A 23,280-nucleotide genomic window follows, 5' to 3' on the forward strand; every position below is an offset into this window, starting at 1 on the left:
TCTGGCCCTCGAATCTGCCGGAGTGCGTCATGCGCCCGGGCCAGGCAATCACTGACGGGGAAGAGCATGCGTTCAGGGGCTTCAGCACCGCTCGCGCTGACCGATACGGGGCACGGCATCCAGGCTTTCGCGCGGCGCCAGGTCGGCCGGCTGGTCGGCGCCGGCCTGTTCCTGGCTGTGGCCTTCGGGGTCGCCAGCCTCGCCACCTGGAACGTTGCCGATCCAAGCTTCTCGCACGCCACGAACAACACCGTCACCAACGCCATGGGCTATGCCGGCGCGGTGTTCTCCGACCTTGCCATGCAGTTCTTCGGCCTCGCCGCGGTTGCCGCGCTGGTTCCGGCGGTGATCTGGGGATACCTCCTGTTTTCGGCGCGCGGCGTCGACAGGCTGCCCAAGCGCGGGCTGTTCTGGTTCGGCTTCGCGCTGCTCGCCGCCGCGATCGCCGGCTGCATCGTTCCACCCAAGACCTGGCCGCTGCCCACCGGCCTCGGCGGCGTGTTCGGCGACATGGTGCTCAAGATTCCGGGCATCCTCACCGGCGGTTATCCGACCGGGCTGATCGCCAGCGTGCTCGCCGTGTTGCTGGCAGCACCGGCGCTCTGGCTGTTCGCCTATGGCTCGGCACTGATCGGACGCAAGAACGGCTTCGCCGTCATGGAGGAGCCGGCCGTCGCCGATCCGCGCGAGGACGAGCTTCTGTTCGACAATGACGAGGATGAGGGTGACGAAGGCATATTGGCGCTCGGCGCCATCACCCATTGGTGGCTCTCGTTCCGCGCGTGGATGCACCGGCGCGCGGTGCGCCGCCGGCAGGAGCGCGACGAATATGAGCCGGAGATGCAGCCGCGCGCCAGCGCCTGGCGCCGCGCCGCCGAACGGGTCGAATCGGCCGAGTTCGCCGAGCAGCGGATGAGCCAGGATGGCCGCGCCCGCGTCGAGCCGGAATTCTTCGCCGCCATGGTCAACGACCGCAGCGTTTCCGTCGATCCGGACGATGACGACGTCTTCGGCCGCGACGGTGAAGACATGGATTTCGACGACGAGCCTGTCGCCCAGCGCCGTGCGGCCCCCACGGCCAGGGTGCAGCAGTTCCGTTCCGACGCCGCCACCCGCGTCGAGGCGCCGGCGCCGCGCCCGGCTCCGGGTGCCCGCGTCCAGCGCGAGGCGCAGACCTCGCTGATTGGCTCGGACAAGTTCGAGATGCCGTCGCTGCACTTCCTGTCGGAACCGAAGAACGTGGCGCGCGACCCCAGCCTATCGAAGGATGCGCTGGAACAGAATGCGCGGCTGCTCGAAGGCGTGCTGGAGGATTTCGGCGTCAAGGGCGAGATCATTGCCGTTCGCCCCGGCCCGGTCGTCACCCTCTACGAGCTCGAACCCGCGCCCGGCATCAAATCGTCGCGCGTCATCGGCCTCTCCGACGACATCGCCCGCTCGATGAGCGCGATCGCCTGCCGCGTCGCGGTCGTGCCCGGCCGCAACGCCATCGGCATCGAACTGCCGAATGCGAAGCGCGAGACGGTCTATCTCAGGGAGATCATGGCCAGCCGCGATTTCGAGACGACCAAGGCCAAGCTGGCTCTGGCGCTGGGCAAGACCATCAATGGCGAGGCGGTTATCGTCGATATCGCCAAGATGCCGCACGTGCTGGTCGCCGGCACCACCGGCTCGGGCAAGTCGGTCGCCATCAACACCATGATCCTGTCGCTGCTCTACCGGCTCACGCCGCAGGAATGCCGGCTGATCATGATCGATCCGAAAATGCTGGAACTTTCCGTCTATGACGGCATCCCGCATCTTCTGACGCCGGTCGTCACCGATCCGAAGAAGGCGGTGGTGGCGCTGAAATGGACCGTGCGCGAGATGGAGGACCGCTACCGCAAGATGTCCAAGGTCGGTGTGCGCAACATCGACGGTTTTAACGCACGCGTCCAACAGGCGGAGAAAAAAGGCGAGAAGATTTCACGCACGGTGCAGACCGGCTTCGACCGCCAGACCGGCGAGGCGATCTATGAGACCGAGGATCTCGATCTCGAGCCGATGCCCTATATCGTCGTCATCATCGACGAAATGGCCGACCTGATGATGGTCGCGGGCAAGGACATCGAGGGCGCGGTGCAGCGCCTTGCGCAGATGGCGCGCGCCGCAGGCATCCACGTCATCATGGCGACGCAGCGTCCGTCGGTCGACGTCATCACCGGCACCATCAAGGCCAATTTCCCGACGCGCATCTCCTTCCAGGTGACGTCGAAGATCGACAGCCGCACCATCCTTGGCGAGCAGGGCGCCGAACAGCTGCTCGGCATGGGCGACATGCTCTACATGGCCGGCGGCGGCCGCATCCAGCGCGTGCACGGACCCTTCGTCTCCGACGACGAGGTCGAGAAGATCGTCGGGCACCTGAAGCTGCAGGGCGTGCCGGAATATCTCGACGCCATCACCGAGGACGACGGCGAAGATGACGACGAGCCGTCCGGCAAGGGCGGTTCCGGCGGCGGTAGCGGCGGCAATTTCGAGGATTCCGACGACCCCTACGATCAGGCCGTCGCGGTGGTGTTGCGCGACGGCAAGGCGTCCACCAGCTACATCCAGCGCCGTCTCGGCATCGGTTACAACCGCGCCGCCTCGATCATAGAAAAGATGGAGAAGGAAGGCATTGTCGGCCCGGCCAACCATGCGGGAAAACGCGAAATCCTGGTGCCGACCGAAGAGGATAAGTTCTGACGGCGGGAAACCCACAGCAACTTTGAACCCTCTGGCGCGTTCAAGCGACTGGGCAGCGTTCGGCCCGCCAAACTTCAGCCCAACTGGGGGTCCAGGACAGCGACTAAATCAGGAATCAGATGAGAGTGACCGATATGAAAAATGATCTTTCAGCGCTCAGCGATCTTGCCACGACCCGACGCCGGCTGCTTGGCCTTGGCCTGGTGTTCGCGGGTGCCGCAGTCCTCAATGTGGTGCCTGGATTCGAGTTGCTGGCCTCGGCGCAGGCTGCCGTGCCGGCGGCCGCGCAGAAGATCGCCGACCATTTTTCCGCGGTCAAATCGATGAGCGGCGAATTTGTCCAGTTCGGCCCAAAGGGCGAGCAGACCGGCGGCAAGTTCTTTCTGGAACGGCCTGGCAAGATTCGCTTCAACTATGACGGAGCGTCGAATTTCCGGGTGATTTCGGACGGCAAGTCGGTGGTCATCCTCAACAAGAAGCTGAACACGTCAGACCTTTATCCACTGTCGAAGACACCGCTGAAACTGCTGCTCGACGACCGGATCGACCTGTCGGGCGACCGCGTCAAGAGCGTCAAGGAAGAGGACGATCTCACCACCATCCAGCTCGCCGACAAGTCGGTGTTCGGCAATGCGCGGATCACCATGATGTTCGACCCGAAAACCTTTGACCTTCGCCAGTGGACGATTACCGATACGCAAGGCAAGGACACGACGGTGATGATCTTCAACACCAAGGAAGGCGTCAGTTTCGCCCCCGACACCTTCGCCATCGACTATACCGCGAACCGCGAGCTCAACACCAAGACCAGGTAATCTGCAATCTCTGCGGAAAGCTTTTGGACGTCGGCGCTGCCCTTCATCTGGCTGCCGCCATCTTCTCCCGTAAACGAGGAGAAGTCGCCGACGGTCTCGCTTAATTGCCAGCGCTGCCAGAAAGATGCCGAGGTCGCGGCCAGCCTCCTGCTCGCCGTTCACGGGGAGAAATGCCCGGCAGGGAGGCCGCGCTGGCCTCTGATATTGCAGTACTTGTCTTTGTGACGCGCGGCTGGCAGTAGTTTGATCTTTGTCGGACCCGCCGCATGCCCTTTTCCATCGCCACCTGGAACATCAACTCCGTTCGCCTGCGCATGCCGATCGTCGAGCGCCTGCTGGATGAGTACGCGCCCGATGTGCTTTGCCTGCAGGAGACGAAAGTCCCCGATGAACTGTTTCCCGAAAAGGCCTTTCGCAGGCTCGGCTACCAGCACATCGCCTTCCATGGCCAGAAGGGCTATCACGGTGTTGCGACGGTGGCGCGGCGGCCGATCGAGGTGGTCGAGAAGCGCCGCTTCTGCGAGATCGAGGACAGCCGGCATCTATCGGTGACGGTGCGGGCCGGCGGCAAAGCGATCCTGCTTCACAATTTCTACGTTCCGGCGGGCGGCGACGAACCAGACCCGGAGATCAACAAGAAATTCAGGCACAAGCTTGATTTCGTCGCCGAGATGAACGCCATCCGCGCCGAGCACAACGAGGTGTCGGGCTCGATCCTGGTCGGCGATCTCAACATCGCGCCGCTCGAACACGATGTCTGGTCGCACAAGCAACTGCTCAACGTGGTCAGCCATACGCCGGTCGAGACCGAGAACTTCGAAGCGATGCGGCTGGCCGGCAACTGGGTCGATCTCATGCGGCTCAACGTGCCGCTCGAACAGAAGCTCTACACCTGGTGGAGTTATCGCGCGCAGGACTGGGAGCTTTCCAATCGCGGCCGGCGGCTCGACCATGTCTGGTCGTCGCCAAACCTGGTGCCTGATTTCGCCGGCTACGAGATCCTGAGGGCGGCACGCGGCTGGGATCGGCCGTCGGACCATGTGCCTGTCATCGCGCGCTTCGATCTGGATTGACTTGCCGAAGACAGCGACCCTCCACGCGCCTCTGTCCTGCTGGCTTGATAGGATTTTGTCTTTGCCGCGCCTTCAATCGCCGGTAAATCGCGGCGCCAGTTGCTCGATGCGGCGGATCATGGCCTGAAAATCCTCCAGGATGCGCTGGTGAAGTTTCACCGCCACTTCCGGATATTCCTCCAGGATGCGGCGGAACATCTTGCGGCTGAGCCGGATCACTTCCGAGTCGATTTCGGCCGACGCGCTGGTCAGCCGGTTGGTGTCGGCGATCAACGCCAGTTCGCTGAGCATCGTGCCGGGGCCGACTGTGCCTAGCGGGATGCGCTCGCCACCGTTCTGCTCGCGATAGAGCACGATACGACCGCTGACGACGAGGTAGGCCGAGTCGGCCATGTCGTCCTCGCGATAGAGCTTGTGGTCGGCCTGCAAGAAAGTGGTTTCGGCGCCGAAGGCGAGCAGGCGCAACTGTTCCTGCGTGAAGCCTTCGAAAAGCCTCACGGCGGACAGGATGCGGATGTCGTCATCCAGCGCCATCTAGCTGTGTCCCCGAACGGTCAGTCCAGTCCCTCCTTTGCGGTACGATCCAGAATCCCCCTCCAACCGGATCGTATCCGAAAGCGGCTCCGCCCAGACCGCCTATTGGATAGTGAAATGTTTAAGGAACCAGCTTGTAGCCGCCGCTTTCTGTCACAAGAATTTCGGCATTGGAAGGATCGCGCTCGATCTTCTGGCGCAAGCGGTAGACATGGGTTTCCAGCGTGTGCGTGGTGACGCCGGAGTTGTATCCCCACACTTCCTCCAGCAGCACGTCGCGCGTCACCACCTTCTGGTCGGCGCGGTAGAGATATTTGATGATCGATGCCTCCTTTTCCGTCAGCCGCACCTTGCCGCCGCGCGGGTCGATGAGCAGTTTCTGGCTGGGCTTGAATGTGTAGGGGCCGACCGAGAAGGTGGCATCCTCGCTCTGCTCATGCTGGCGCAGCTGCGCACGGATGCGCGCCAGAAGCACCGCGAAGCGGAACGGCTTGGTCACATAGTCGTTGGCGCCGGCCTCGAGACCGAGAATCGTGTCCGAATCGGTGTCGTGGCCGGTCAGCATGATGATCGGCGCCTTGTAGCCGCCCTTGCGCAGGATCTTCACCGCCTCGCGGCCATCCATGTCAGGCAGGCCGACATCCATGATGAGCAGGTCGACGAGGCCGCCGCGCGCCGCGGTGACGCCTTTTGCCGCAGTCGATTCCTGCAGCACGTCGAATTCCTCGTAGAGGGACAATTGCTCGACCAGTGTGCCGCGCAGGTCGTCATCGTCGTCGACGATCAGGATGGTGCGTGAAGTCATGGATCAATCCGTTGTTTTGAAAAGAAATTCTGTTGACCGCTGCCTATTTATGCGGAAGCTGATCGGCACAACAGCCGATCACAGTGATTTGTTCCGTGGCACGATCATACAAGAAAAAACGCGCGCGCAATGCAGCTGGCGCAATTTTGCCGAAAGGGCTGCGTGTGCTGACCGTGCGGCCAAGGCCCGGTCATCCAACTCAGGGCCTGCTGCAGGCCGGAAAAACGGTGTTTGCGTGCGCATTGGGGCGCGGCGGCATCACGGCTGACAAGCGCGAAGGCGATGGCGCCACGCCGCTTGGCTCGATGCGCATCCTGGCGGGCTATTTCCGGGGGGATCAGTTTGCCGCCGGCCGCAAAACCCGCCTGGCGATGGCGCCGATCGGCCCCGATCTCGGCTGGTGCGAGGTACCAGACGACCGCAACTACAACCGTCCAGTCAGGATTCCCTATGGCGCCAGCCATGAACGCATGCGGCGCGACGATCGGCTCTATGACGCCTGCCTCGTGCTCGACTGGAACATCGCGCCGCGCCGCAGGGGACGCGGCAGCGCCATCTTCTTCCATCTGGCGCGCCCCGATTTCACGCCGACGCAAGGCTGCGTCGCCGTCACCGCGCGCACGATGGCGCGGCTGCTGCCGCTGCTGTCGGACCGTACGGTGATGCGGGTGGTGAGGTAGGGCAGTAGGGCAGTAGGGCAGTAGGGCAGTAGGGCAGTAGGGCAGTAGGGCAGTAGAAGGGTCTTCGTTGCTGGCCTGACTTTCCCTTCTGCCGTATTGCCTTACTGCCCTATTCCCTTACCTTCTTGGCTGCTGCCAGCCGATGTCGAGAAGGCCGAGCCGGCCGATCTCGCGGTCCATGGCCCGGGCGATGTCCTTGCGGCCAGCGCCGATATCGCGCAGCTGGCGGTCGGACAGGTCCTCGACGTTCTGGTGCGGAAGGCTGACCGCCACCCTGGCCTGACGCAGCCAGTCACGGATCGCCAATAGCCAGCCCGGCCGGGCGGCATAAGCGGGGTGGAGAGCGATGTGAGACATGATGTGATCCGTTCTTCCGGGCTTCAAATCCGGTTTGATGGTGTTCCGATGTTCACATCATGCCCGATTGAAATCCTGGGAGGAAACGAGTAGTTTTTTTCCGATTATCAAGTTTTCTTTGAGGATCGAGGGAACGTCATGAGCCGCTTTGCGGAGTTCACGCGCTGATGGCGGCCCTGCTGCCGGGGACGCGGGCGCTGAGGACGCTGGAGGCGGCGGCCCGCCACCTCAATTTCACCCGCGCCGCCGACGAACTCGGCCTGACGCCGGCCGCCGTCAGCCATCAGATCAAGGAAATCGAGGATCAGCTTGGCATCGTGCTTTTCACGCGCACCAGCCGCACCATCCGGCTGACGGCGGCGGGCACGGTGCTGTTCGAAGCCGCGACCGATGCGCTCGACCTGCTCGGCAGGGCCGCCATGCGGGCGCGCAAGATGGCGCGCGGAACGGAATTTCTGAAGGTGACGCTGGACGCGCAGTTCGCGGCGAAATGGCTGATGCGGCGTGTCGAGGATTTCCGCAAGCAAAGGCCAGGCATCGAGCTCAGGTTCGACATCGCCTACGGGCTGCGCGATTTCGATCTCGACGATGTCGATGTCGGCATCCGCTTCGGCGCCGGCAAATATCCCGGGCTTTGCGCGCACCGCCTATTCGACAACATCATCATTCCGGTGTGCAGCCCGGGCCTTTTGACGTCGGGGCCGCCCCTGCGCGAGCCGCGCGACCTCTTCCAGCACACGCTTGCCCATATCGAATGGACGCGTCAGGGCGTGACATGGCCGAACTGGCGCATGTGGATGGCTGCGGCCGGCATCAACGATTTCGACGACAGCCGCACCGTCGTCTTCGGCACATCCACGGACGCGGTCCAGGCAGCGCTCGACGGCAACGCCGTCGCGCTCGCCGATTTCGCCATGGTGGCAAACGACCTTTCCGAGGGCCGGCTGGTGCGGCCCTTCGAGCTCAGCATCAAGGTTGCCCCCGAATACGCCTACTTCCTTGTCTATCCCAAAGCGGCGGCTGACGATCCCCGCATCGTCGCCTTCCGCGAATGGATCCTCGATGAGGTGGCCAGGACGCGCGCCACGGACAAGGGGTAGGCCGGCCGGCCAACCCTTCGCTCACGACCGGGCGTTGTGGCCGAAGATCATGCGGGTGTATTTTTTCCAGTTCCACTGCAATTTCTTATACAGAAGCGGGTGTGGTTTGCCGGCAACGGAAGTGTGGAAGGTGCCGTTCTCGCTGCCCTGTTCGGCGATAGGCCGCTCAAACCACAACATTTCGACCCCCAGTTCTTCGTCCATCCGTTCGATCTGGTGGTCGATTCCGGTAGATATCTTATTGCGGGCGATCCAGGCGCAACGGGCTTCGGCGACTGGGCGGGTGATGAGGTAGGAATCGGCGCATCTGGCATGCAATGCGGGATAGAGCCTTTGACCTCTGCGCAATTTCCAGCTCGGCGTGTAGTAGTTGCTGCCATTGCCGAGATAGATGACGGCCTTGCGCGCGGGGTCGCCGAGCTCGGCCAGCCCCTGCCGGAATTTGGCGACGAAGCCGCGAGCGAGGAAGACGTCATCCTCGAAGACCAGGCAATAGGGCAGGTCGGTCTCAAGGAAATCGCGCCAGATGCCGACATGTTTCAGCGCCAGCGAGACGGCCGCCGGGTGGGTAAAGGTTGGGGCGATCAACTCGTCGCGAATCTCCGGTGTGATATCCGGCCGGTCCCAGTCCGTATAGAAGTAGACGGGCACGCCGCGCCGCTCGAACTCGCGGACGATGTGGCGGCGCCGGTCGTCGTAGCCCTGCTTGACGTGGCAGATCCGGGTGAACACCAAGTCGCGCGGAAATCCGGACTCGTCTGCCATCGTCAATGTACCGTCATCCGTTCAGCCTGCCGCGGCGCCGAACCAACCGATCACCGCGCCGATGATCAACAGCACGCCCAGCCAGTGGCCGCCATCGATAAGGGTCAGGTCCCAGCCGAAATTCTCGTAGCGGTGGTTGACCGAAAGCGTCGTGGCGACGAAACCGAGCCAAAGTACGAAGCCGAAGACAAGCCCGGCCAGCAATGTCGGCTCGCCCCCGGTCATCGCTCCGACAACCAGCGCCATGATGCAGGCCATGACCAGTTCGGCGATGAAGCTGATGACGAAAGGCAGCGGCGATCTCTTCATCGTCGCCGGGTCGAGTTTGGCGGCCTTCAGCCAGGGCTTGCTCAAAGCCATGTACCAGGCTGCGCCGAACAGCCATGCGAGGATGGCGGCGGCAATCACCGCCAGCCAGTTCACTGCGGAAAAATCCATGAATTCCCCTCCGATGCGGATTTTATGGAAACGCCTGTTCGGCGACGGCGTCAAGCAAGTCGCCAGACGGTCGTGCGCTTGATCTCGGCGTCCTCGAGCGCCCGCGTCACCGGAACTTTGTAGACACCGAGCGGCTCTAACCCCGATCGCGGCAGATAGGACCGCCCAGGATCGCCGATCAGAATCTCGGCGCCGCGCCGTCCGAGAGCCGAAAACCACGGCATCAGCCGGTCGGCGAAAGGCTTGTCGTAGAAGACGTCGCCGGCCAGCACGACGTCCCAACCCATATCGGCGCCGATGCAGTCGGTGCCGAGGAATTCGATTTCGATGCCATTGGCCTGTGCATTGAGGCGGACCGCGGTCCCGCTGAACGGATCGATGTCGGCGGCGGTTACCCCGGCCGCGCCTGCCTTGGCGGCGGCGATGGCGACGAGGCCTGATCCCGAGGCGAAGTCGAGCACGCGCTTGCCCCGCACCGCGCCGGGATTGTCGATGGCATAGCGGGCGAGGCCTTGGCCGCCAGCCCAGGCGAAGGCCCAGAAGGGCGGCGGCAGGCCGATCTCGACCAGCTCGTCCTCGGTCCGCAGCCACAGATCGTGCGCCTCATCGGCAAGATGAAGCAGGATTTCGGGTACGTGCGGCGGCGCCATCAGCGCCGTGTTGTCGAGGATGAACTGCCTGGCGCTGTGCGGGGTGAGCACCGTCACGGGGCGGGTGTCAGGCCGCCCATGCGGCAGACTTCCTTCCATTCCGCCGGGGTCACCGGCTGCACGGAAAGCCGCCCGAGCCGCACCAGCGCCATGTCGGCAAGCTTCGGATTGGCCTTGACCTCTTCCAGCGTCGGCGGGTTCGGCATGTCGCTGACGGCCCGGATATCGACGCATTCCCAGCGCGGGTCGTCCGATGTGGTGTCGGGGTGGGCCAGCGCGCAGACCTCGGCGATGCCGACCACGTTCAGCCCCTCATTGGAATGGTAGAAGAAGCCGAGATCGCCGATCTGCATCGCCTTCATGTTGTTGCGCGCGGCGTAGTTGCGCACGCCGTCCCATTGCGTGCCGGCCTTGCCCTTGGCCTTCAGTGCCTCGAAGGAGAAAACCGAGGGCTCGGACTTGAACAGCCAGTAGTTCATCTCAGGGGTTCCTTACCGTTGTCGCAGTATATTACTATAGCGTCGGTGCTGCCCCGCCCTGCCCGATGACGGTTGCGCGACCGAACGATCATTCGTTCGCAGGCTTCATGAAGACCCAGTTCCACGCACGGATCTCGACGCTTTCGAACAGGCCGGCCTTGGCATAGGGGTCGGCTGCCGCGAGGGCTTGCGCGCTGGCCATATCAGGCGCTTCGATCATCACCAAGCTGCCGTCCGGCTTGCCGTCGAAGTCGAGGAAGGGGCCCGCAAAGGCAAGCCTCCCTTCGCTGATCAGGCCTTCCAGAAACGCCGCGTGCGCCGGCCTTGTATCGACGCGCAGCTGCAGGCTGTCGGGCTTGTCCTTGCAAATCAACGCAAACAGCATGGTCTCTAACTCCGGATCGTTCAGTCATTGGTTTCGGTTTTCAGCGGCCGTGTCATCAGCGCCGTCACGGCTTGGTCTATGGTCACCTTGCCGTCCAGTATGGCGGCGACGGCGGAAATGATCGGCGCGTCGATGCCACGCTCGGCGGCGATGCGGGCGGCGATCGCCGCCGTCGGCACGCCCTCGGCCAGCGGCAATCCGGAAAGCGTCTTGCCTTGCCCAAGCGCCAGCCCATAGGCGAAATTGCGCGATTGCGCCGACGAGCAGGTGAGCAGCAGGTCGCCAAGGCCGGAAAGTCCCATCAAGGTCTCGGGCCTGGCGCCGAAGGCGGCACCGATACGGCGCAGTTCGACGAAGCCGCGCGTCACCATGGCGGCCTGGGCGCTGGCGCCGAGCCCGGCGCCGGTCACCGCGCCGGCGGCAATGGCGAAGACATTCTTCAAGGCGCCGCCGATCTCGACGCCGATCAGGTCGCTGCTCGAATAGCAGCGCAGGTTCTCGGCGGAAAAGCGGGCGGCAAGGTCGGCGGCCAGCATCTCGTCACGGGCGGCGACAACCACCGCTGTCGGCAGGCCACGGGCGACGTCGGTTGCGAAGCTCGGGCCGGACAATGCCGCGACCGGATTTCGCGGCAGGATTTCTTCGACAATTGCCGACAGCAGGGCGCCGGTGTCGCGCTCGATGCCCTTGGCGCAGAGCACAAGCGGGATGCCCTCCGGCATATGGTCTTTCGCCGCCGCCAGCGTCGCTCGCAGCGACTGCGCCGGCGTCACCGCCAGCACGCAATCGGCGCCGGCGAGTGCCGTCTCGATGTCGCTCGTCGCCTCGATGCCGGGCGCGATGGCTATACCGGGTAAATAGCGCGGGTTCTCGCCACGGCCGATCGCGGCGACGGTTTGCGGGTCGCGCGCGTACAGGCGCACCGAATGGCCGGCGCGCAGCATGGCCAGCGCCAGCGCAGTGCCCCAAGCACCGCCGCCGAGCACCGTGACACGCCAGCCACTTTTGGCCGGATTGCCTGCGCCTTCATTGCCCATCTGCTGGCCGCACATGGCTTCACCGCTCATGCCTTGGCTCCGCGCCGGCCGGAGCCGACCATCGGCGCCGAGATGCTGTCCAGCGGCCAGCGCGAGCGCGGCACGAAATCGAAGCCGTTCTCCTGCGCCAGGCCTTCGCGCAGCCGCTCGATGCCGGCCCAGGCGATCATCGCCGCGTTGTCGGTGCACAGCTGCAGCGGCGGCGCGACGAAGGCGAAACCGGCCTCCGCGCAAAGCCGCTGCAGCGTCGCCTTGATCGTGCGGTTGGCCGCGACGCCGCCGGCAACAACTAATGCGGGCTGCTTGGTGCCGGGAAATGTTTCGCCGAACCGCTTCAGTGCGCGAGAAACGCGGTCGGCCAGCGCATCGGCGACCGCCGCCTGGAACGAGGCGCAGATGTCGGCGACATCCTGGTCGCTGAGCGGCTCGATCGCCGTCGCGGCCTGGCGCACGGCGGTTTTCAGCCCGGAGAAGGAAAAGTCGGGCTGCGCCGAGCCCTTCATCGGACGGGGGAAGGCAAAGCGTGTCGCGTCGCCCGATACCGCCGCCTTCTCGACATTCGGCCCACCGGGATAGGGCAGGCCGAGCATCTTGGCCGTCTTGTCGAAGGCTTCGCCGAGCGCATCGTCGATGGTGGTGGCCCAGCGCTGGTAGTCGCCGACACCGCGCACGGCCAGGATCTGCGTGTGGCCGCCGGAGACCAGCAGCAGCAGGTAGGGAAACTCGAGCCCGTCGGTCAGCCGGGCCGTCAAGGCATGGCCTTCGAGGTGATTGACGGCGATCAGCGGCTTGCCTGCCGCTGCGGCGATCGCCTTGGCCGTCATCAGCCCGACGATGAGGCCGCCGACCAGGCCGGGGCCAGCGGTGGCGGCGACCGCATCGATATCGGCAAGCGCCGTGGCCGAATCGGCAAGGGCTGCCTCGATGATGCCGTCCAGCGCCTCGACATGGGCGCGGGCGGCGATCTCGGGCACGACACCGCCAAAGGCGGCATGTTCCTCGATCTGGCTGAGCACCACGTTGGAGAGGATTTTCGGCGCGGCGTCGCCTTCCAGCGCCACGACGCTGGCGGCGGTCTCGTCGCAACTCGTCTCAATGCCCAGAACGCGGATCAATTCGTCGCTGTCTCCAGAGATTGTATGTCCGGGCGTTCCTCGTTAGGAGAGTGCCCGGAAACGCAAAGCCAGCCGGGGGTTATCACGGACCGCGCGCCATGCAAACAATCTTGAAAATCGGAACACGCGGCAGCCCGCTGGCCCTGGCGCAGGCGCATGAGACACAGGCGCGGCTGATGGCAGCGCATGGCCTGCCGGCGGAAGCCTTCGAGGTCGTCGTCATCTCGACCAGCGGCGACCGCATCCAGGACCGGCCACTGTCGGAAGCCGGCGGCAAGGGCCTGTTCACCAAGGAGATCGAGGAGGCGCTGCTCGCCGGCGCGATCGACATCGCCGTGCATTCGTCGAAGGACATGCCGACGCAACTGCCCGAAGGTCTGGAACTCTCCGCCTTCCTGCCGCGCGAGGATGCGCGCGACGCCTTTGTCGGCAAGGCGGCGAGGAGTATCGCAGAGCTGCCGCGCGGCGCGACGGTCGGCTCGTCGTCGCTCAGGCGGCAGGCGCTGATCCGCCGCATGCGGCCGGATTTAGACGTGGTGATGTTCCGCGGCAATGTGCAGACGCGGCTGCGCAAGCTCGATGAAGGCGTCGCCGCAGGCACCATCCTTGCCTATGCCGGGCTGAAGCGGCTCGGCCTCGACCATGTGATCACCGACCTGATGCCGCTCGACATCTTTCCGCCGGCGCCCGGCCAGGGCGCGATCGGCGTCGAGACGCGCATCGGCGACCGCGAGGTCGAGAAGATGCTGCTGGCCATCCATGACGTGCCGACCGGTCAGGCGCTGGCCTGCGAACGCTCTTTCCTGGCGGCGCTCGACGGCTCCTGCCGCACGCCGATCGCCGGCTACGCGGCTATCACGGCCGGAAAACTCTCCTTTTCCGGTCTGATCATTTCGCCCGACGGTACCCAGTCGCACGCGGTCGAGCTGCAGGGGGCAGCGCAGGATGCCGTCCGCATCGGCGAAGAGGCGGCGCGGACGGTGCGGGCCAAGGCCGGCGAAAAGTTCTTCGACGGCTGGCTCTGAAAATGCTTCGCGTCCTGGTGACCAGACCGGAACCGGGCGCATCGCGCACGGCGCGGCGGCTTCAGGATAAAGGTTTTCAGCCGGTTCTCCTGCCCCTGACCGAAACGGTGGCTTTGCCTGGCGATGCCCGGCTGGTTGCAGATGACGCTGTCGCCGTTGCCGTGACCAGCGCCAATGCCGTGCGCCATGCCCCAAAGGAGATGATGGCTGCGCTTGCCGCTCTGCCGTGCCATGCCGTCGGAACGAGGACGGCGGAAGCCGCACGCAAGGCGGGGCTCCTGTCGGTCTTTGAGGGTTCCGGCGATGCCGAGTCGCTTGCCGACGGCATTGTGGCGGCATTTCCCGGCAAAACCGTCGTCTATCTCTGCGGACGCGTGCGGTTTCCAATGTTCGAACAGCGGCTGGAGGCGGCTGGAGTGCGGGTTCGCGCGGTCGAAACGTACGACACGTTCCCGGTGCCGTATTCGGACGCGACCATTCTGGCGCGGCTGTCCGGCGAGCCGGTCGACGCGGTGCTGCTTTATTCGGCCAAGGCGGCTGTCGCGTTGCAGGTGCTGGCCGCAAGATCCGCATTGAAAGGGCTCTTTGAAAAAACAAGGGTTTTCGCGCTTTCCGCGCGCATCGCCGCTGCCTTCGCCGACAGCGCCGGCAAGTCAATTCGCATTGCCGCACGACCCGACGAGGAGGCAATGCTGGCGCTTTTGCCGGAGCGGCCGTGACCCGCGTCATCACACCGCCCCTTTTCACCGCTTGGTGATGTGCTAGACCCTTCTGAACCATCACGCGCCACCAGGCGTTGAGACGAAGCGAATTTTGCGGAGCCCAGGCATGGTCAAGACGCCGAAGATGCGACACTCGAAAAGCCGCCGCGAGCCGGTGACCATCGATCTCGAGCCCGGCGCCGTGTCCCGCATCGTCGACGAGGATGCCGCCAAGGACGCGGCCCAGACCGACGAGGCGAAGGCCGAGGAAGCCGCGAACGCCTCGCAGCCGGAAGCTCCGGAAGAGCCGGTGCATGCTGACCAGACCGATCTCGAACCTTGGGAGCATGCCGACGCCACGGGGCAGGCTGGAGCAGATGCGCCGGCGAATGCGGCGACCAAGGCCGCGGAACCGGAGATGCCTTACCCCGGTTCGGAGGCGCCGCCCGCCAAGCCCTTCGACTACAGCTTTGAGGACGCAAGCACGAAGGCCGGCGAGACCAACGCGGCTGCCGGAAAAACCGAGGCAAGGAGCGAATCGATGGCGGCACAGCCGAAGCGTGGCGGCGTCAACGGCATCGCTGCCGGCATCATCGGGGGTGTCATCGCACTGGTCGGCGCCGGCGGCCTGCAGTTCGCCGGCCTGCTCGGCGCGCCGGGTTCAGGCGCCGGTGTTTCACGCGACGGAGTCAACGGCCAGATCGCCTCGCTGAAGTCTGAAATCGCCGGCATGAAGGAAGCGGGCGGTGGCGACGCCTCGGCCAAGGTTGACGGCCTGTCGGCCGCACTCGATCAGGTCAAGAAGGATGTCGCGACGTTGAAATCGACGGTCGCACAGGGCGGCTCGGGTGACAGCGCCGGGCTTGCCGCACTCGGCGACAAGGTCAAGCAGATCGAAACGGCGGTCGCCGCCCTAGGCAAGGCCGGCAATGCGGCGCCGGTCGATCTCGGCCCGCTCAACGAAAAGCTGGCGGGTCTCGATGCGCTGGTGAAGTCGACCGACGAGGCGGCGAAGGCGCAGGAAGGCCGGCTCGCCGCGCTGGAGCAGTCGGTGTCGCAGCTTTCCGGCAAGGTCGAGGCGCAGGCGGGACAGCCGAAGATCGCGCTCGCCATCGCCGCCTCGGCGCTGAAGGCAGCGCTCGACCGTGGCGCGCCGTTCGCGACCGAACTCGATACGCTGGCCGCGATTTCGCCCAATGCGTCGCAACTGGCGACCTTGCGGCCCTATGCCGAAAAGGGGGTTCCGACCCGCACCGAGATCGCCTCGCAGATGGACGCCGCCGCCAATGCCATGGTCGCCGCCGCGACGCCTGTCGACCAGAACGCCGGCTTTTTGCAGAGCCTGATGTCGAGCGCCGAATCGCTGGTCAAGGTCCGGCCGATCGGCGCCGTCCAAGGTCCCGGCGCGCCGGAAACCGTGGCGCGCATGGAAGTGGCGGTCAAGCAGGGCGACTATGCCAAGGCGCTCAGCGAATACGACGCACTGCCGGAAGCCGCGAAGGCCGCCGGCGCCGACTTTGCCGGCAAACTGAAGGCGCGCATCGAGGTCGAAACCCAGGTCGACACGCTGATCTCCGGCGCGATGAAGGCATGAGGGCAACACGATGATCCGCCTGCTCGCCTTCCTCATCGTCGTTTTCGCGCTTGGGCTGGGCTTCGCCTGGCTTGCCGACCGGCCGGGCGACATGGTCGTCACCTTCAACGGCTATCAGTACCAGGTCAGCCTGATGGTGGCGGCGGTGGCCGTCGTCGCTGTCGTCGCCGCGGTGATGATCCTGTGGTGGCTGATCAGGTCGCTGTGGAACAGCCCTTACACCATCTCGCGCTATTTCCGCGTGCGCCGCCGCGACCGTGGCTATCAGGCGCTGTCGACCGGCATGATCGCCGCCGGCGCCGGCGACGGCGCGCTGGCCCGCAAGAAGACCAAGGAAGCGGCCAAGCTGATCCGCTCCGACCAGGAACCGTTGATCCATCTGCTCGAGGCACAGGCGTCGCTGCTCGAAGGCGACCATGAAGGCGCGCGGCAGAAATTCGAGAGCATGCTCGACGATCCCGAAATGCGGCTGCTCGGCCTGCGTGGGCTTTATCTGGAAGCTGAACGCCTGGGCGACCGCAACGCCGCCCGGCACTATGCCGGCCGTGCCGCGGTGATGGCGCCGCAACTGGCCTGGGCGGCCGAATCGACGCTGGAGGAGCTGACCGCGCGCGGCGACTGGGACGGCGCCCTGAAGCTGGTCGAGGCGCAGAAGTCGACGCGGCAGATCGAACGCGACGCGGCCAGCCGCCGCCGCGCCGTGCTGTTGACCGCCAAGGCGCAATCGCTTGCCGACAGCGATCCCGCCGCCGCCAGGACAGCGGCAATCGAGGCCAACAGACTGCGGCCGGATTTCGCGCCTGCCGCCGTCGCCGCCGCCGCCGCGCTGTTCAAGCAGAACGACGTGCGCAAGGGATCGAAGATCCTGGAAACGGCCTGGCGGACCGAGCCGCATCCCGAGATCGCCGAGCTCTACACCCATGCGCGGCCGGGTGACGCCGTGCTCGACCGGCTCAACCGGGCCAAGAAACTGCAGGAGATGAAGAGGAACCACGCCGAATCGTCGATGACTGTGGCGCGCGCGGCACTCGATGCGCAGGATTTCGCCACCGCCCGCCGCGAGGCCGAGGCCGCGATCCGGATGGACCGGCGCGAGGGCGCGTATCTGCTCCTCGCCGATATCGAGGAAGCCGAGACCGGTGACCAGGGCAAGGTCAGGCAGCTGCTCTCCAAGGCAGTGCGGGCGCCGCGCGACCCGGCCTGGGTGGCGGATGGCGTGGTTTCGGAACGTTGGGCGCCGGTATCGCCCATCACCGGCCGGCTCGACGCCTTCGAGTGGCGCGCCCCGATGGAGCGCCTCGGCCAGCTGATCGACAGCCACGACGACGCGCCGGATGGAGCGGTCGCGGCAATCGAGGCGCCAGCCAAACCGGTGCCGGAAAAGCCGATCGACGTCATCGATCATGTCGCCCAGGCCAACGAGGCGACAAGCAAGGAAACCGAAAGCCGCGACGACCATGTCACCCCTGTCACCGCCGCGGCGTTCGCGGCGGTGCCGGCCGGTGCCGAGGCCGTCGAGCCGGCGGAAGAGCTGACGCGGTTGCCGGACGATCCGGGCGTCGATCCGGACGACGAGGCGGGAAAGTCACCGCGCCGCTTCCGGCTGTTTTGATCTGGGCCAGTCGTCTGGCCGTTTGGGAATGGATTGATGTTCGAGCGCGTGCTGTCGTTTCTCAGGGAATTGCCGACCGGCGCCGGGATCCGCCCGAGCGCGGATGATCCGCGCGTCGCCGCATCGGCACTGCTCTATCATGTGATGAATGCCGACGGCGTGCGCCAGGATGTCGAATGGGAGCGCTTCAAGGCGGTGCTGGCGCAGACCTATTCGATCAGCGGCGCCGAACTCGAAGCGCTCGCCGCCGCCGGCGAACGCGCCGACAATGAGGCAATCGACCTCTATGCCTTCACCAGCGTGCTCAAGCGGCATCTCGACGCCGAGGGACGCAAGGCGTTCATCGGCCTGATGTGGGAGATCGTCTATGCCGATGGCGAACTGCACGAGCTCGAGGACAATACGGTCTGGCGCGTCGCCGAGCTGATCGGCGTCGAGCGCCACGACCGGATCGAGACGCGCCGCAAGGCGGCGGCGCAGGCGCCGGGCGCCCGTGGGACATCGAGCGACGAATAGACGGGAATTCGCCTGCCGATGCCGCGCACAACGAGGTCGAATCCAAAAATCCTGATCGTGCTGCATCAGGAGAATTCGAGCCCCGGACGCGTCGGCCATATGCTGCTCGAAGAGGGCTTTGACCTCGACATCCGCCGCCCGCCGCTGGGCGATGTTCTGCCGGAAACACTGGACCATCATGCCGGCACCGTGGTGTTCGGCGGGCCGATGAGCGCCAATGACGAGGACGAGTTCGTCCGCCGCGAAACCAGTTGGCTCGAAGTTCCGCTCCGGGAAAACCGGCCGCTGCTGGGCATCTGCCTTGGCGCGCAGATGCTGGTCAATCATCTCGGCGGCAAGGTCGAGGGTCACGGCGAAGGGCTGGTCGAGATCGGCTGGTATCCGCTCACGGCCACCGAGGCTGGCAAGAAGCTGATGCACTGGCCCGAAATGGTCTACCAGTTCCATCGCGAAGGTTTTTCGCTGCCCAGGGACGCGACCTTGCTGGCGACGGCGGAAACCTATCCCAACCAGGCCTTCCGCTACGGCGACAATGCCTGGGGCATCCAGTTCCACGGCGAACTCACAAGGGTGATGATGCAGCGCTGGGTGGTGCGCGGCGCGCACCGCTTCGAGCTGCCAGGCGCGCAGCCCGGCCGCGATCATCTCGGCGGCCGGCTGATCTGGGACATGCATTTGAAGCGCTGGCTGGATGAGTTCCTGCGCATGGTCTTCGGCAGGCCGGCGGTGCCGTAGGATTACGGCGTTGCGCGTCAGTTGCGGCCGTTGAGGTGACGAACCTTGCGCAGCTGAGGGAACAGGTAAGCCCACAGGCCGGCTACCGCGATGGCGCCGACGCCGCCGATCACGACTGCCGGAACGGTGCCGATCAGCGCCGCCATGGTGCCGGCGCGGAATTCGCCGAGCTCGTTGGAAGCGCCGACGAAAACCTGGTTGACGGCGTTGACGCGCCCGCGCACCGCGTCCGGGGTCCATAGCTGGATCAGCGTCTCCCGGATGTAGACGCTGAACATGTCGGTGGCGCCGAGGAAGGCAAGCGCCACGATCGACAGCGATGTGAGGGTCGACAGACCAAACAGCACGGTGAAGGCGCCGAACGCCGCCACGAAGCCGAGCATGATCTTGCCGGCATGGTTGCGGATCGGGTGCCCGGCCAGCCACACCGCGACGCAAATGGCCCCAATGCCTGGCGCGGAACGCAGCAAGCCGAGCCCCCAGGGGCCAAGTTCCAGAATGTCGCGGGCATAGACCGGCAGCAGCGCCGAGGCGCCGGACAGAAGCACGGCAAAAAGGTCGAGCGAGATGGCGCCGAGCACGATCTTCTCGCCCCATATATAACGGAAGCCGGCAAACAATGTCTGCATGGTGGGCTTGTCGGTCGACGTCTGCTGGGCGGGCTTCGGGATGGTGAAGATGAGCAACGCCGCAGCGAGCATCAGGATCGCCGCTGTGGCATAAGCCACTTCGGCCGAGACGCCATAGAGCAGGCCGCCGGCAACCGGACCGATGATGGTCGCCGTCTGCCAGGCGGACGAATTCCAAGCGATCGCGTTGGCGAAATCCTCCTGCGGCACGAGATTGGCGAACAGCGACGACGATGCCGGCCCGTAGAAGGCGCGGGCAATTCCGAACACGACGAGCACGGCGAAGATCGGCAACGGGCTGGTAAGGACGTTCAGCGTCAGGAACAGCAGAGCCAATGCGCAGCCAGCCTCGATCAGCGTCGACAGCGTCATGATCAGCCGACGGCCGAAGCGGTCGGCAACGACGCCGGTGACCAGCACCAAAAGCAGTGACGGCAGGAACTGGACAATGCCGACGATGCCGAGGTCGAATGGATCGCGCGTCAGGTCATAAATCTGCCAGCCAACGGCGACCGACACGATCATGGTCGCGAAGGTGGTGAGGAAGCGTGCCGTCCAGTAGCTGAGGAACGGACGGTGCCGAAACGCGGCGTAGCGCTGGTCCGGCGAAGTTTGTGCGGCAGTCATGAATAGAGCCCCATTGCGATGGCACTGGAGCGACGTGCATCCAATCGAACGCACAAAGTACGCTCCAGCACTGTTGGTTCCCGCATCGTGCTTTTCCGAAAATCGGAACAGATTTTCGCGCCGATGCGATGCCGGCGGGGCACTTGCACGACGGGCGCTGGTCCGACCAATGGAACTTTTAGCAAAGTTCGCAGCGGGATGTGCGTTAAAATCAATCCCGGATCAAGGATTTTCCGGCCTGTCCGGCGGATCGCACGTCATGTTCATCCACGCAAGGCAGCCGAAATGGCATCGAGCCCGCCTCGCAGCTCCGCCTCCGCGGGCCAGCCGAAGCCGACGCGGAAGAAGCGCTTCGGCATCTCGAACCAATGGCCTGATCCGACATAGGTGCCGTGGCTTTCCAGCAGCTTCGCATAGAATCGGTCGAGGTCGAAGTCGGGCTCGACATTGAGGCGCGGGAAGCCGACGACGCCGCCCTCTGGCCGCACCCAGTCGACCAGCGGTTCGCGGTCGATCCAGACCTGGACGATGTCGCGCCGCTTCGCCATTTCGGGCAGCAGCGTCGCCAGGAAGGTATCGCGCCGCTCCAGCATGCCACGCGCAATGGCTTCGTCGATGACGCTGCCGCAGATGCCGATCTGCTCCTTGGCGGCGAGGAACGTCTCCTGAAGTGCCGCATCCCTGGTGACCAGCCAGCCGATGCGGATGCCGGGAATGCCGAAGGCCTTCGACAGCGACGAGACGCTGATGGCACGCGGGCTGAGCGAGGCCGCCGAAGGCAGCCTCGTGCCATAGGACAAATCGCGATAAGTCTCGTCGACCAGCAGATGGCAGGCGCTGGCGTCGGCGAGCGCCACCAGTGCGTCGAGATCGGCGCGCGACATCATCGTGCCGGTCGGGTTGTGCGGGCAGGTGACGCTGATCAGCCTGGTGTCCGGCCGTATCGCCGCCTTGATGGCCTCGACATCGATGGCAAAGCCGTCCTCGAAGGCCAGATCGACAAAGCTGATGGCGCAGCCGATCGCCCGTGGGGTTTCGATGTTGGTGGCATAGTTGGGCCTGATGACGACGAGGTGGTCGCTCGCCGACAAAAGCGAAGTCGAGATGATGAAGAGCGCCCCGGCGGCCCCGGCGGTGACCAGCACGTCATCGGGCGAAATGCCGGCATCCTGCGCCGCGATCAGCGCGCGCAATTCCTTGTCGCCGCGATGCTCGCCATAAAAGAGCGTAAGGTCAGGCAGCGACAGGCCGATGTCGGAGAGCTTCTGGTCGGCGATCGAGCTTTCGGAGAGATTGTAGCGGATACGGTCATAGCCGTACTCCTCCGGCGCTTCCTTCTCGATCACCATCCTGGTGTAGTTCATGGCTTCCCCCAGATCATCTTGTCTGGTCTATCCAAGCCACAAAAACAGGAAGCCTGCCAAGGCGGTTTCGCCGGCAGGCTTCTGATCCAGTCTTCCTAAATATCGGCTCAGCGCTGAATTGCTCAGGCCGAAACCTTGGCCTTCCGGCCCTTGGCCTTGGCGGGTGCCGGCGCGGCTGCCTTGCGACCGAGGCCGATCGACTTCGCCAATTGCGAGCGCGAGGCCGCGTAGTTGGGAGCGACCATCGGATAGTCCGCCGGCAGACCCCATTTGGCGCGATAGGCATCCGGCGTCAGCCCAAAATGCACGCCCAGATGACGCTTCAACGATTTGAACTTCTTGCCGTCTTCAAGGCAGATGATGAAATCCGGCGTCACCGACTTCTTGGGATTGACCGCTGGAACCAGCGGCGCGGCCACCGGAACGGCCGGCTTGCCGAGCCCGCCGATCGAGGTGGCGACGCTGGCGATGAGGTCGGCCAGGCCGGAGGCGGGCAGGCGATTCTTCTCGACGTAAGCGGACACGATATGGGCGGTGAGCTCGAGAAGGTCGATGTCCTTGCGAGCGTCGTTGCTATCGTCGTTCAATCTTTCCTCCGTCTATGGCGCACGGCCTCGAAAATCGGGATCGGTTTCGAAAGGACGAGGCACAAAATCAAAAATGCCGAATCGTCTTTGGTGTATCCGTGGGAGCACGCCGGCAGTGCGGCGGAATTCCTAGTCGGCAAATCTGCCCAAGGCAATGATTTAGCGCGGCATCACACGTTATTTTGAACGACTATACTAAACTGTAATAATATCAGACGATCAAGGCCTTGTCTCGCCATAGACGAAAGCCGCCTTCGAAGGCCCGTGTGTTGTCGCCGCGCCTGCTGTTGGCGGGCAGTTGGTCGAGCTTGTCGACATTGCCGCCACCGATGACGATATAATCGGGCTGCATGGCTGCGCGGAGCCGGTCGACGATGTCGAAGACGTAGCCGCGCCACTTCTTCTTGCCGCGCTTTTGCAGGCCGCGCTCGCCGATATAGTCCTCGAAACTGCCGCCTTTCCTGTAGGGAAGATGAGCGAGTTCCATCGGCTGGGTGACGTTGTCGAGGATCATCGCCGCACCGAGGCCCGTCCCGAGACCGAGAAACAGCATCCGGCCGCCCTCATAACTGCCGATGGCCTGCATCAGCGCGTCGTTGACCACCTTGACCGGCTTGCCGAACTGCGCGGCGAAGTCGAAGCCGGCCCAGCCCTTGCCGAGATTCATGGGATCACGCGTCGGCTTGTCGTGACGGACCGGACCGGGATAGCCCATCGATACCACGTCATAGGACAGGCCCTCGGCCAGCTTTCTCACCGTTTCGATCATCTGCTGTGGCGTCAGGCCCGGGCCGGAATCGGCCCGGCGCTCCGCACCACCGGCGCTGGTCAGGATCTTGACGTGCGAGCCGCCAATGTCGATCGCCAGCACGACCTTGTCCGTGCCCGATGCTGGTTGCTTCACCGCCTTGGCCATCCGTGTCCGCTCCA

Annotated in this window: 25 protein-coding genes; 11 read left to right on the plus strand and 14 right to left on the minus strand. The window is 64.7% G+C overall.

Annotated features, from left to right (window positions below):
- Positions 1-66: 66 nt before the first annotated feature.
- The 3 genes from FJ548_RS20540 (at position 67) to FJ548_RS20550 (ending at position 4,615) form a co-directional block, all read left to right on the plus strand.
- The gene (locus tag FJ548_RS20540) at positions 67-2,727 is read left to right on the plus strand and encodes a DNA translocase FtsK (RefSeq protein ID WP_140778815.1); all 2,661 of its coding nucleotides are present in this window, start codon (positions 67-69) and stop codon (positions 2,725-2,727) included.
- 134 nt (positions 2,728-2,861) lie between these two features.
- Positions 2,862-3,542: an outer membrane lipoprotein carrier protein LolA gene (locus FJ548_RS20545; RefSeq protein WP_140697334.1), complete on the plus strand. Its 681-nt coding sequence runs from the start codon at positions 2,862-2,864 to the stop codon at positions 3,540-3,542.
- Positions 3,543-3,808: 266 nt separating this feature from the next.
- Positions 3,809-4,615: an exodeoxyribonuclease III gene (locus FJ548_RS20550; protein ID WP_140612473.1), complete on the plus strand. Its 807-nt coding sequence runs from the start codon at positions 3,809-3,811 to the stop codon at positions 4,613-4,615.
- 72 nt (positions 4,616-4,687) lie between these two features.
- Here the strand turns inward: FJ548_RS20550 and FJ548_RS20555 are convergent, their stop codons facing one another.
- Complete coding sequence (locus FJ548_RS20555) at positions 4,688-5,149, minus strand: cyclic nucleotide-binding domain-containing protein (RefSeq protein ID WP_140697253.1); 462 nt, start codon at positions 5,147-5,149, stop codon at positions 4,688-4,690.
- Between the two features lie 121 nt (positions 5,150-5,270).
- On the minus strand, positions 5,271-5,954 hold the full coding sequence (locus tag FJ548_RS20560; protein ID WP_140612477.1) for a response regulator transcription factor: 684 nt from the start codon (positions 5,952-5,954) through the stop codon (positions 5,271-5,273).
- Positions 5,955-6,097: 143 nt separating this feature from the next.
- Between FJ548_RS20560 and FJ548_RS20565 the strand changes: the two genes are divergently transcribed.
- Positions 6,098-6,634 (plus strand): L,D-transpeptidase, encoded by a 537-nt coding sequence (locus FJ548_RS20565; RefSeq protein WP_181168863.1) that lies wholly within the window; start codon positions 6,098-6,100, stop codon positions 6,632-6,634.
- A 117-nt stretch (positions 6,635-6,751) separates the two neighbouring features.
- On the opposite strand, the gene FJ548_RS20570 is transcribed toward FJ548_RS20565, so the two are convergent.
- Entirely contained in the window at positions 6,752-6,991 is a 240-nt protein-coding gene (locus tag FJ548_RS20570) for a hypothetical protein (protein WP_140697248.1), read from the minus strand.
- Positions 6,992-7,158: 167 nt separating this feature from the next.
- Here FJ548_RS20570 and gcvA point away from each other — a divergent pair, with 167 nt between their 5' ends.
- Complete coding sequence (gene gcvA, locus FJ548_RS20575) at positions 7,159-8,091, plus strand: transcriptional regulator GcvA (protein WP_140697246.1); 933 nt, start codon at positions 7,159-7,161, stop codon at positions 8,089-8,091.
- A gap of 21 nt (positions 8,092-8,112) precedes the next feature.
- Here gcvA and FJ548_RS20580 read toward each other — a convergent pair whose 3' ends face one another.
- From FJ548_RS20580 to tsaD, 7 genes are all read right to left on the minus strand, one after another.
- Positions 8,113-8,856 carry a glycosyltransferase family 25 protein gene (locus FJ548_RS20580; RefSeq protein WP_140778817.1) on the minus strand — a complete coding sequence of 248 codons (744 nt, stop codon included), beginning with the start codon at positions 8,854-8,856 and terminating at the stop codon, positions 8,113-8,115.
- A gap of 21 nt (positions 8,857-8,877) precedes the next feature.
- Complete coding sequence (locus FJ548_RS20585; RefSeq protein WP_140612487.1) at positions 8,878-9,294, minus strand: DUF1761 domain-containing protein; 417 nt, start codon at positions 9,292-9,294, stop codon at positions 8,878-8,880.
- A 50-nt stretch (positions 9,295-9,344) separates the two neighbouring features.
- Positions 9,345-10,043: a methyltransferase gene (locus FJ548_RS20590; protein ID WP_181168859.1), complete on the minus strand. Its 699-nt coding sequence runs from the start codon at positions 10,041-10,043 to the stop codon at positions 9,345-9,347.
- Positions 9,998-10,423, minus strand: coding sequence for an EVE domain-containing protein (locus FJ548_RS20595; RefSeq protein WP_140697238.1), 426 nt, complete (start codon positions 10,421-10,423; stop codon positions 9,998-10,000). The genes FJ548_RS20590 and FJ548_RS20595 overlap by 46 nt, the downstream gene beginning before the upstream one ends.
- 88 nt (positions 10,424-10,511) lie before the next feature.
- A complete protein-coding gene (locus FJ548_RS20600) occupies positions 10,512-10,808 on the minus strand; it encodes a YciI-like protein (RefSeq protein ID WP_140697236.1) in 297 nt (98 codons plus the stop codon).
- 20 nt (positions 10,809-10,828) lie between these two features.
- Entirely contained in the window at positions 10,829-11,845 is a 1,017-nt protein-coding gene (locus FJ548_RS20605) for an NAD(P)H-dependent glycerol-3-phosphate dehydrogenase (protein WP_140697329.1), read from the minus strand.
- 26 nt (positions 11,846-11,871) lie between these two features.
- The gene (tsaD, locus tag FJ548_RS20610) at positions 11,872-12,957 is read right to left on the minus strand and encodes a tRNA (adenosine(37)-N6)-threonylcarbamoyltransferase complex transferase subunit TsaD (RefSeq protein WP_181165728.1); all 1,086 of its coding nucleotides are present in this window, start codon (positions 12,955-12,957) and stop codon (positions 11,872-11,874) included.
- A gap of 101 nt (positions 12,958-13,058) precedes the next feature.
- Between tsaD and hemC the strand changes: the two genes are divergently transcribed.
- The 6 genes from hemC (at position 13,059) to FJ548_RS20640 (ending at position 19,143) form a co-directional block, all read left to right on the plus strand.
- A complete protein-coding gene (gene hemC / locus FJ548_RS20615; RefSeq protein ID WP_140612497.1) occupies positions 13,059-13,985 on the plus strand; it encodes a hydroxymethylbilane synthase in 927 nt (308 codons plus the stop codon).
- 2 nt (positions 13,986-13,987) lie between these two features.
- Positions 13,988-14,704: a uroporphyrinogen-III synthase gene (locus tag FJ548_RS20620; RefSeq protein ID WP_140612499.1), complete on the plus strand. Its 717-nt coding sequence runs from the start codon at positions 13,988-13,990 to the stop codon at positions 14,702-14,704.
- A 109-nt stretch (positions 14,705-14,813) separates the two neighbouring features.
- On the plus strand, positions 14,814-16,280 hold the full coding sequence (locus FJ548_RS20625) for a COG4223 family protein (protein ID WP_140697231.1): 1,467 nt from the start codon (positions 14,814-14,816) through the stop codon (positions 16,278-16,280).
- 10 nt (positions 16,281-16,290) lie between these two features.
- Positions 16,291-17,892 (plus strand): heme biosynthesis protein HemY, encoded by a 1,602-nt coding sequence (locus FJ548_RS20630; protein ID WP_140697228.1) that lies wholly within the window; start codon positions 16,291-16,293, stop codon positions 17,890-17,892.
- A 36-nt stretch (positions 17,893-17,928) separates the two neighbouring features.
- Positions 17,929-18,408 (plus strand): TerB family tellurite resistance protein, encoded by a 480-nt coding sequence (locus FJ548_RS20635; protein ID WP_140612505.1) that lies wholly within the window; start codon positions 17,929-17,931, stop codon positions 18,406-18,408.
- An 18-nt stretch (positions 18,409-18,426) separates the two neighbouring features.
- Positions 18,427-19,143, plus strand: a complete 717-nt coding sequence (locus FJ548_RS20640) for a glutamine amidotransferase (RefSeq protein WP_140612507.1) — start codon at positions 18,427-18,429, stop codon at positions 19,141-19,143.
- 17 nt (positions 19,144-19,160) lie between these two features.
- Here FJ548_RS20640 and FJ548_RS20645 read toward each other — a convergent pair whose 3' ends face one another.
- From FJ548_RS20645 to FJ548_RS20660, 4 genes are all read right to left on the minus strand, one after another.
- Positions 19,161-20,399 (minus strand): MFS transporter, encoded by a 1,239-nt coding sequence (locus FJ548_RS20645; protein WP_140612509.1) that lies wholly within the window; start codon positions 20,397-20,399, stop codon positions 19,161-19,163.
- Between the two features lie 263 nt (positions 20,400-20,662).
- Positions 20,663-21,763 (minus strand): pyridoxal phosphate-dependent aminotransferase, encoded by a 1,101-nt coding sequence (locus FJ548_RS20650; protein WP_140778819.1) that lies wholly within the window; start codon positions 21,761-21,763, stop codon positions 20,663-20,665.
- A 122-nt stretch (positions 21,764-21,885) separates the two neighbouring features.
- Positions 21,886-22,350, minus strand: a complete 465-nt coding sequence (locus FJ548_RS20655; protein ID WP_140697220.1) for a MucR family transcriptional regulator — start codon at positions 22,348-22,350, stop codon at positions 21,886-21,888.
- Between the two features lie 211 nt (positions 22,351-22,561).
- The gene (locus FJ548_RS20660) at positions 22,562-23,266 is read right to left on the minus strand and encodes an ROK family protein (RefSeq protein WP_140778820.1); all 705 of its coding nucleotides are present in this window, start codon (positions 23,264-23,266) and stop codon (positions 22,562-22,564) included.
- Between the last annotated feature and the right edge of the window lie 14 nt (positions 23,267-23,280).

This window comes from Mesorhizobium sp. B2-4-17, from assembly GCF_006441275.1.
Taxonomy (GTDB): Bacteria; Pseudomonadota; Alphaproteobacteria; order Rhizobiales; family Rhizobiaceae; genus Mesorhizobium.

Coding starts and splice junctions, on each gene's coding strand:
- hemC (WP_140612497.1), top strand. CDS start 13,059: ATGCAAACAATCTTGAAAATCGGAACACGCGGCAGCCCGCTGGCCCTG.
- FJ548_RS20645 (WP_140612509.1), bottom strand. CDS start 20,399: ATGACTGCCGCACAAACTTCGCCGGACCAGCGCTACGCCGCGTTTCGG.
- FJ548_RS20650 (WP_140778819.1), bottom strand. CDS start 21,763: ATGAACTACACCAGGATGGTGATCGAGAAGGAAGCGCCGGAGGAGTAC.
- FJ548_RS20660 (WP_140778820.1), bottom strand. CDS start 23,266: ATGGCCAAGGCGGTGAAGCAACCAGCATCGGGCACGGACAAGGTCGTG.
- FJ548_RS20625 (WP_140697231.1), top strand. CDS start 14,814: ATGGTCAAGACGCCGAAGATGCGACACTCGAAAAGCCGCCGCGAGCCG.
- FJ548_RS20540 (WP_140778815.1), top strand. CDS start 67: ATGCGTTCAGGGGCTTCAGCACCGCTCGCGCTGACCGATACGGGGCAC.
- FJ548_RS20570 (WP_140697248.1), bottom strand. CDS start 6,991: ATGTCTCACATCGCTCTCCACCCCGCTTATGCCGCCCGGCCGGGCTGG.
- FJ548_RS20585 (WP_140612487.1), bottom strand. CDS start 9,294: ATGGATTTTTCCGCAGTGAACTGGCTGGCGGTGATTGCCGCCGCCATC.
- FJ548_RS20545 (WP_140697334.1), top strand. CDS start 2,862: ATGAAAAATGATCTTTCAGCGCTCAGCGATCTTGCCACGACCCGACGC.
- FJ548_RS20550 (WP_140612473.1), top strand. CDS start 3,809: ATGCCCTTTTCCATCGCCACCTGGAACATCAACTCCGTTCGCCTGCGC.
- gcvA (WP_140697246.1), top strand. CDS start 7,159: ATGGCGGCCCTGCTGCCGGGGACGCGGGCGCTGAGGACGCTGGAGGCG.
- FJ548_RS20555 (WP_140697253.1), bottom strand. CDS start 5,149: ATGGCGCTGGATGACGACATCCGCATCCTGTCCGCCGTGAGGCTTTTC.
- FJ548_RS20635 (WP_140612505.1), top strand. CDS start 17,929: ATGTTCGAGCGCGTGCTGTCGTTTCTCAGGGAATTGCCGACCGGCGCC.
- FJ548_RS20605 (WP_140697329.1), bottom strand. CDS start 11,845: ATGGGCAATGAAGGCGCAGGCAATCCGGCCAAAAGTGGCTGGCGTGTC.
- FJ548_RS20640 (WP_140612507.1), top strand. CDS start 18,427: ATGCCGCGCACAACGAGGTCGAATCCAAAAATCCTGATCGTGCTGCAT.
- FJ548_RS20560 (WP_140612477.1), bottom strand. CDS start 5,954: ATGACTTCACGCACCATCCTGATCGTCGACGACGATGACGACCTGCGC.
- FJ548_RS20595 (WP_140697238.1), bottom strand. CDS start 10,423: ATGAACTACTGGCTGTTCAAGTCCGAGCCCTCGGTTTTCTCCTTCGAG.
- FJ548_RS20620 (WP_140612499.1), top strand. CDS start 13,988: ATGCTTCGCGTCCTGGTGACCAGACCGGAACCGGGCGCATCGCGCACG.
- FJ548_RS20590 (WP_181168859.1), bottom strand. CDS start 10,043: ATGGAAGGAAGTCTGCCGCATGGGCGGCCTGACACCCGCCCCGTGACG.
- FJ548_RS20580 (WP_140778817.1), bottom strand. CDS start 8,856: ATGGCAGACGAGTCCGGATTTCCGCGCGACTTGGTGTTCACCCGGATC.
- FJ548_RS20630 (WP_140697228.1), top strand. CDS start 16,291: ATGATCCGCCTGCTCGCCTTCCTCATCGTCGTTTTCGCGCTTGGGCTG.
- FJ548_RS20600 (WP_140697236.1), bottom strand. CDS start 10,808: ATGCTGTTTGCGTTGATTTGCAAGGACAAGCCCGACAGCCTGCAGCTG.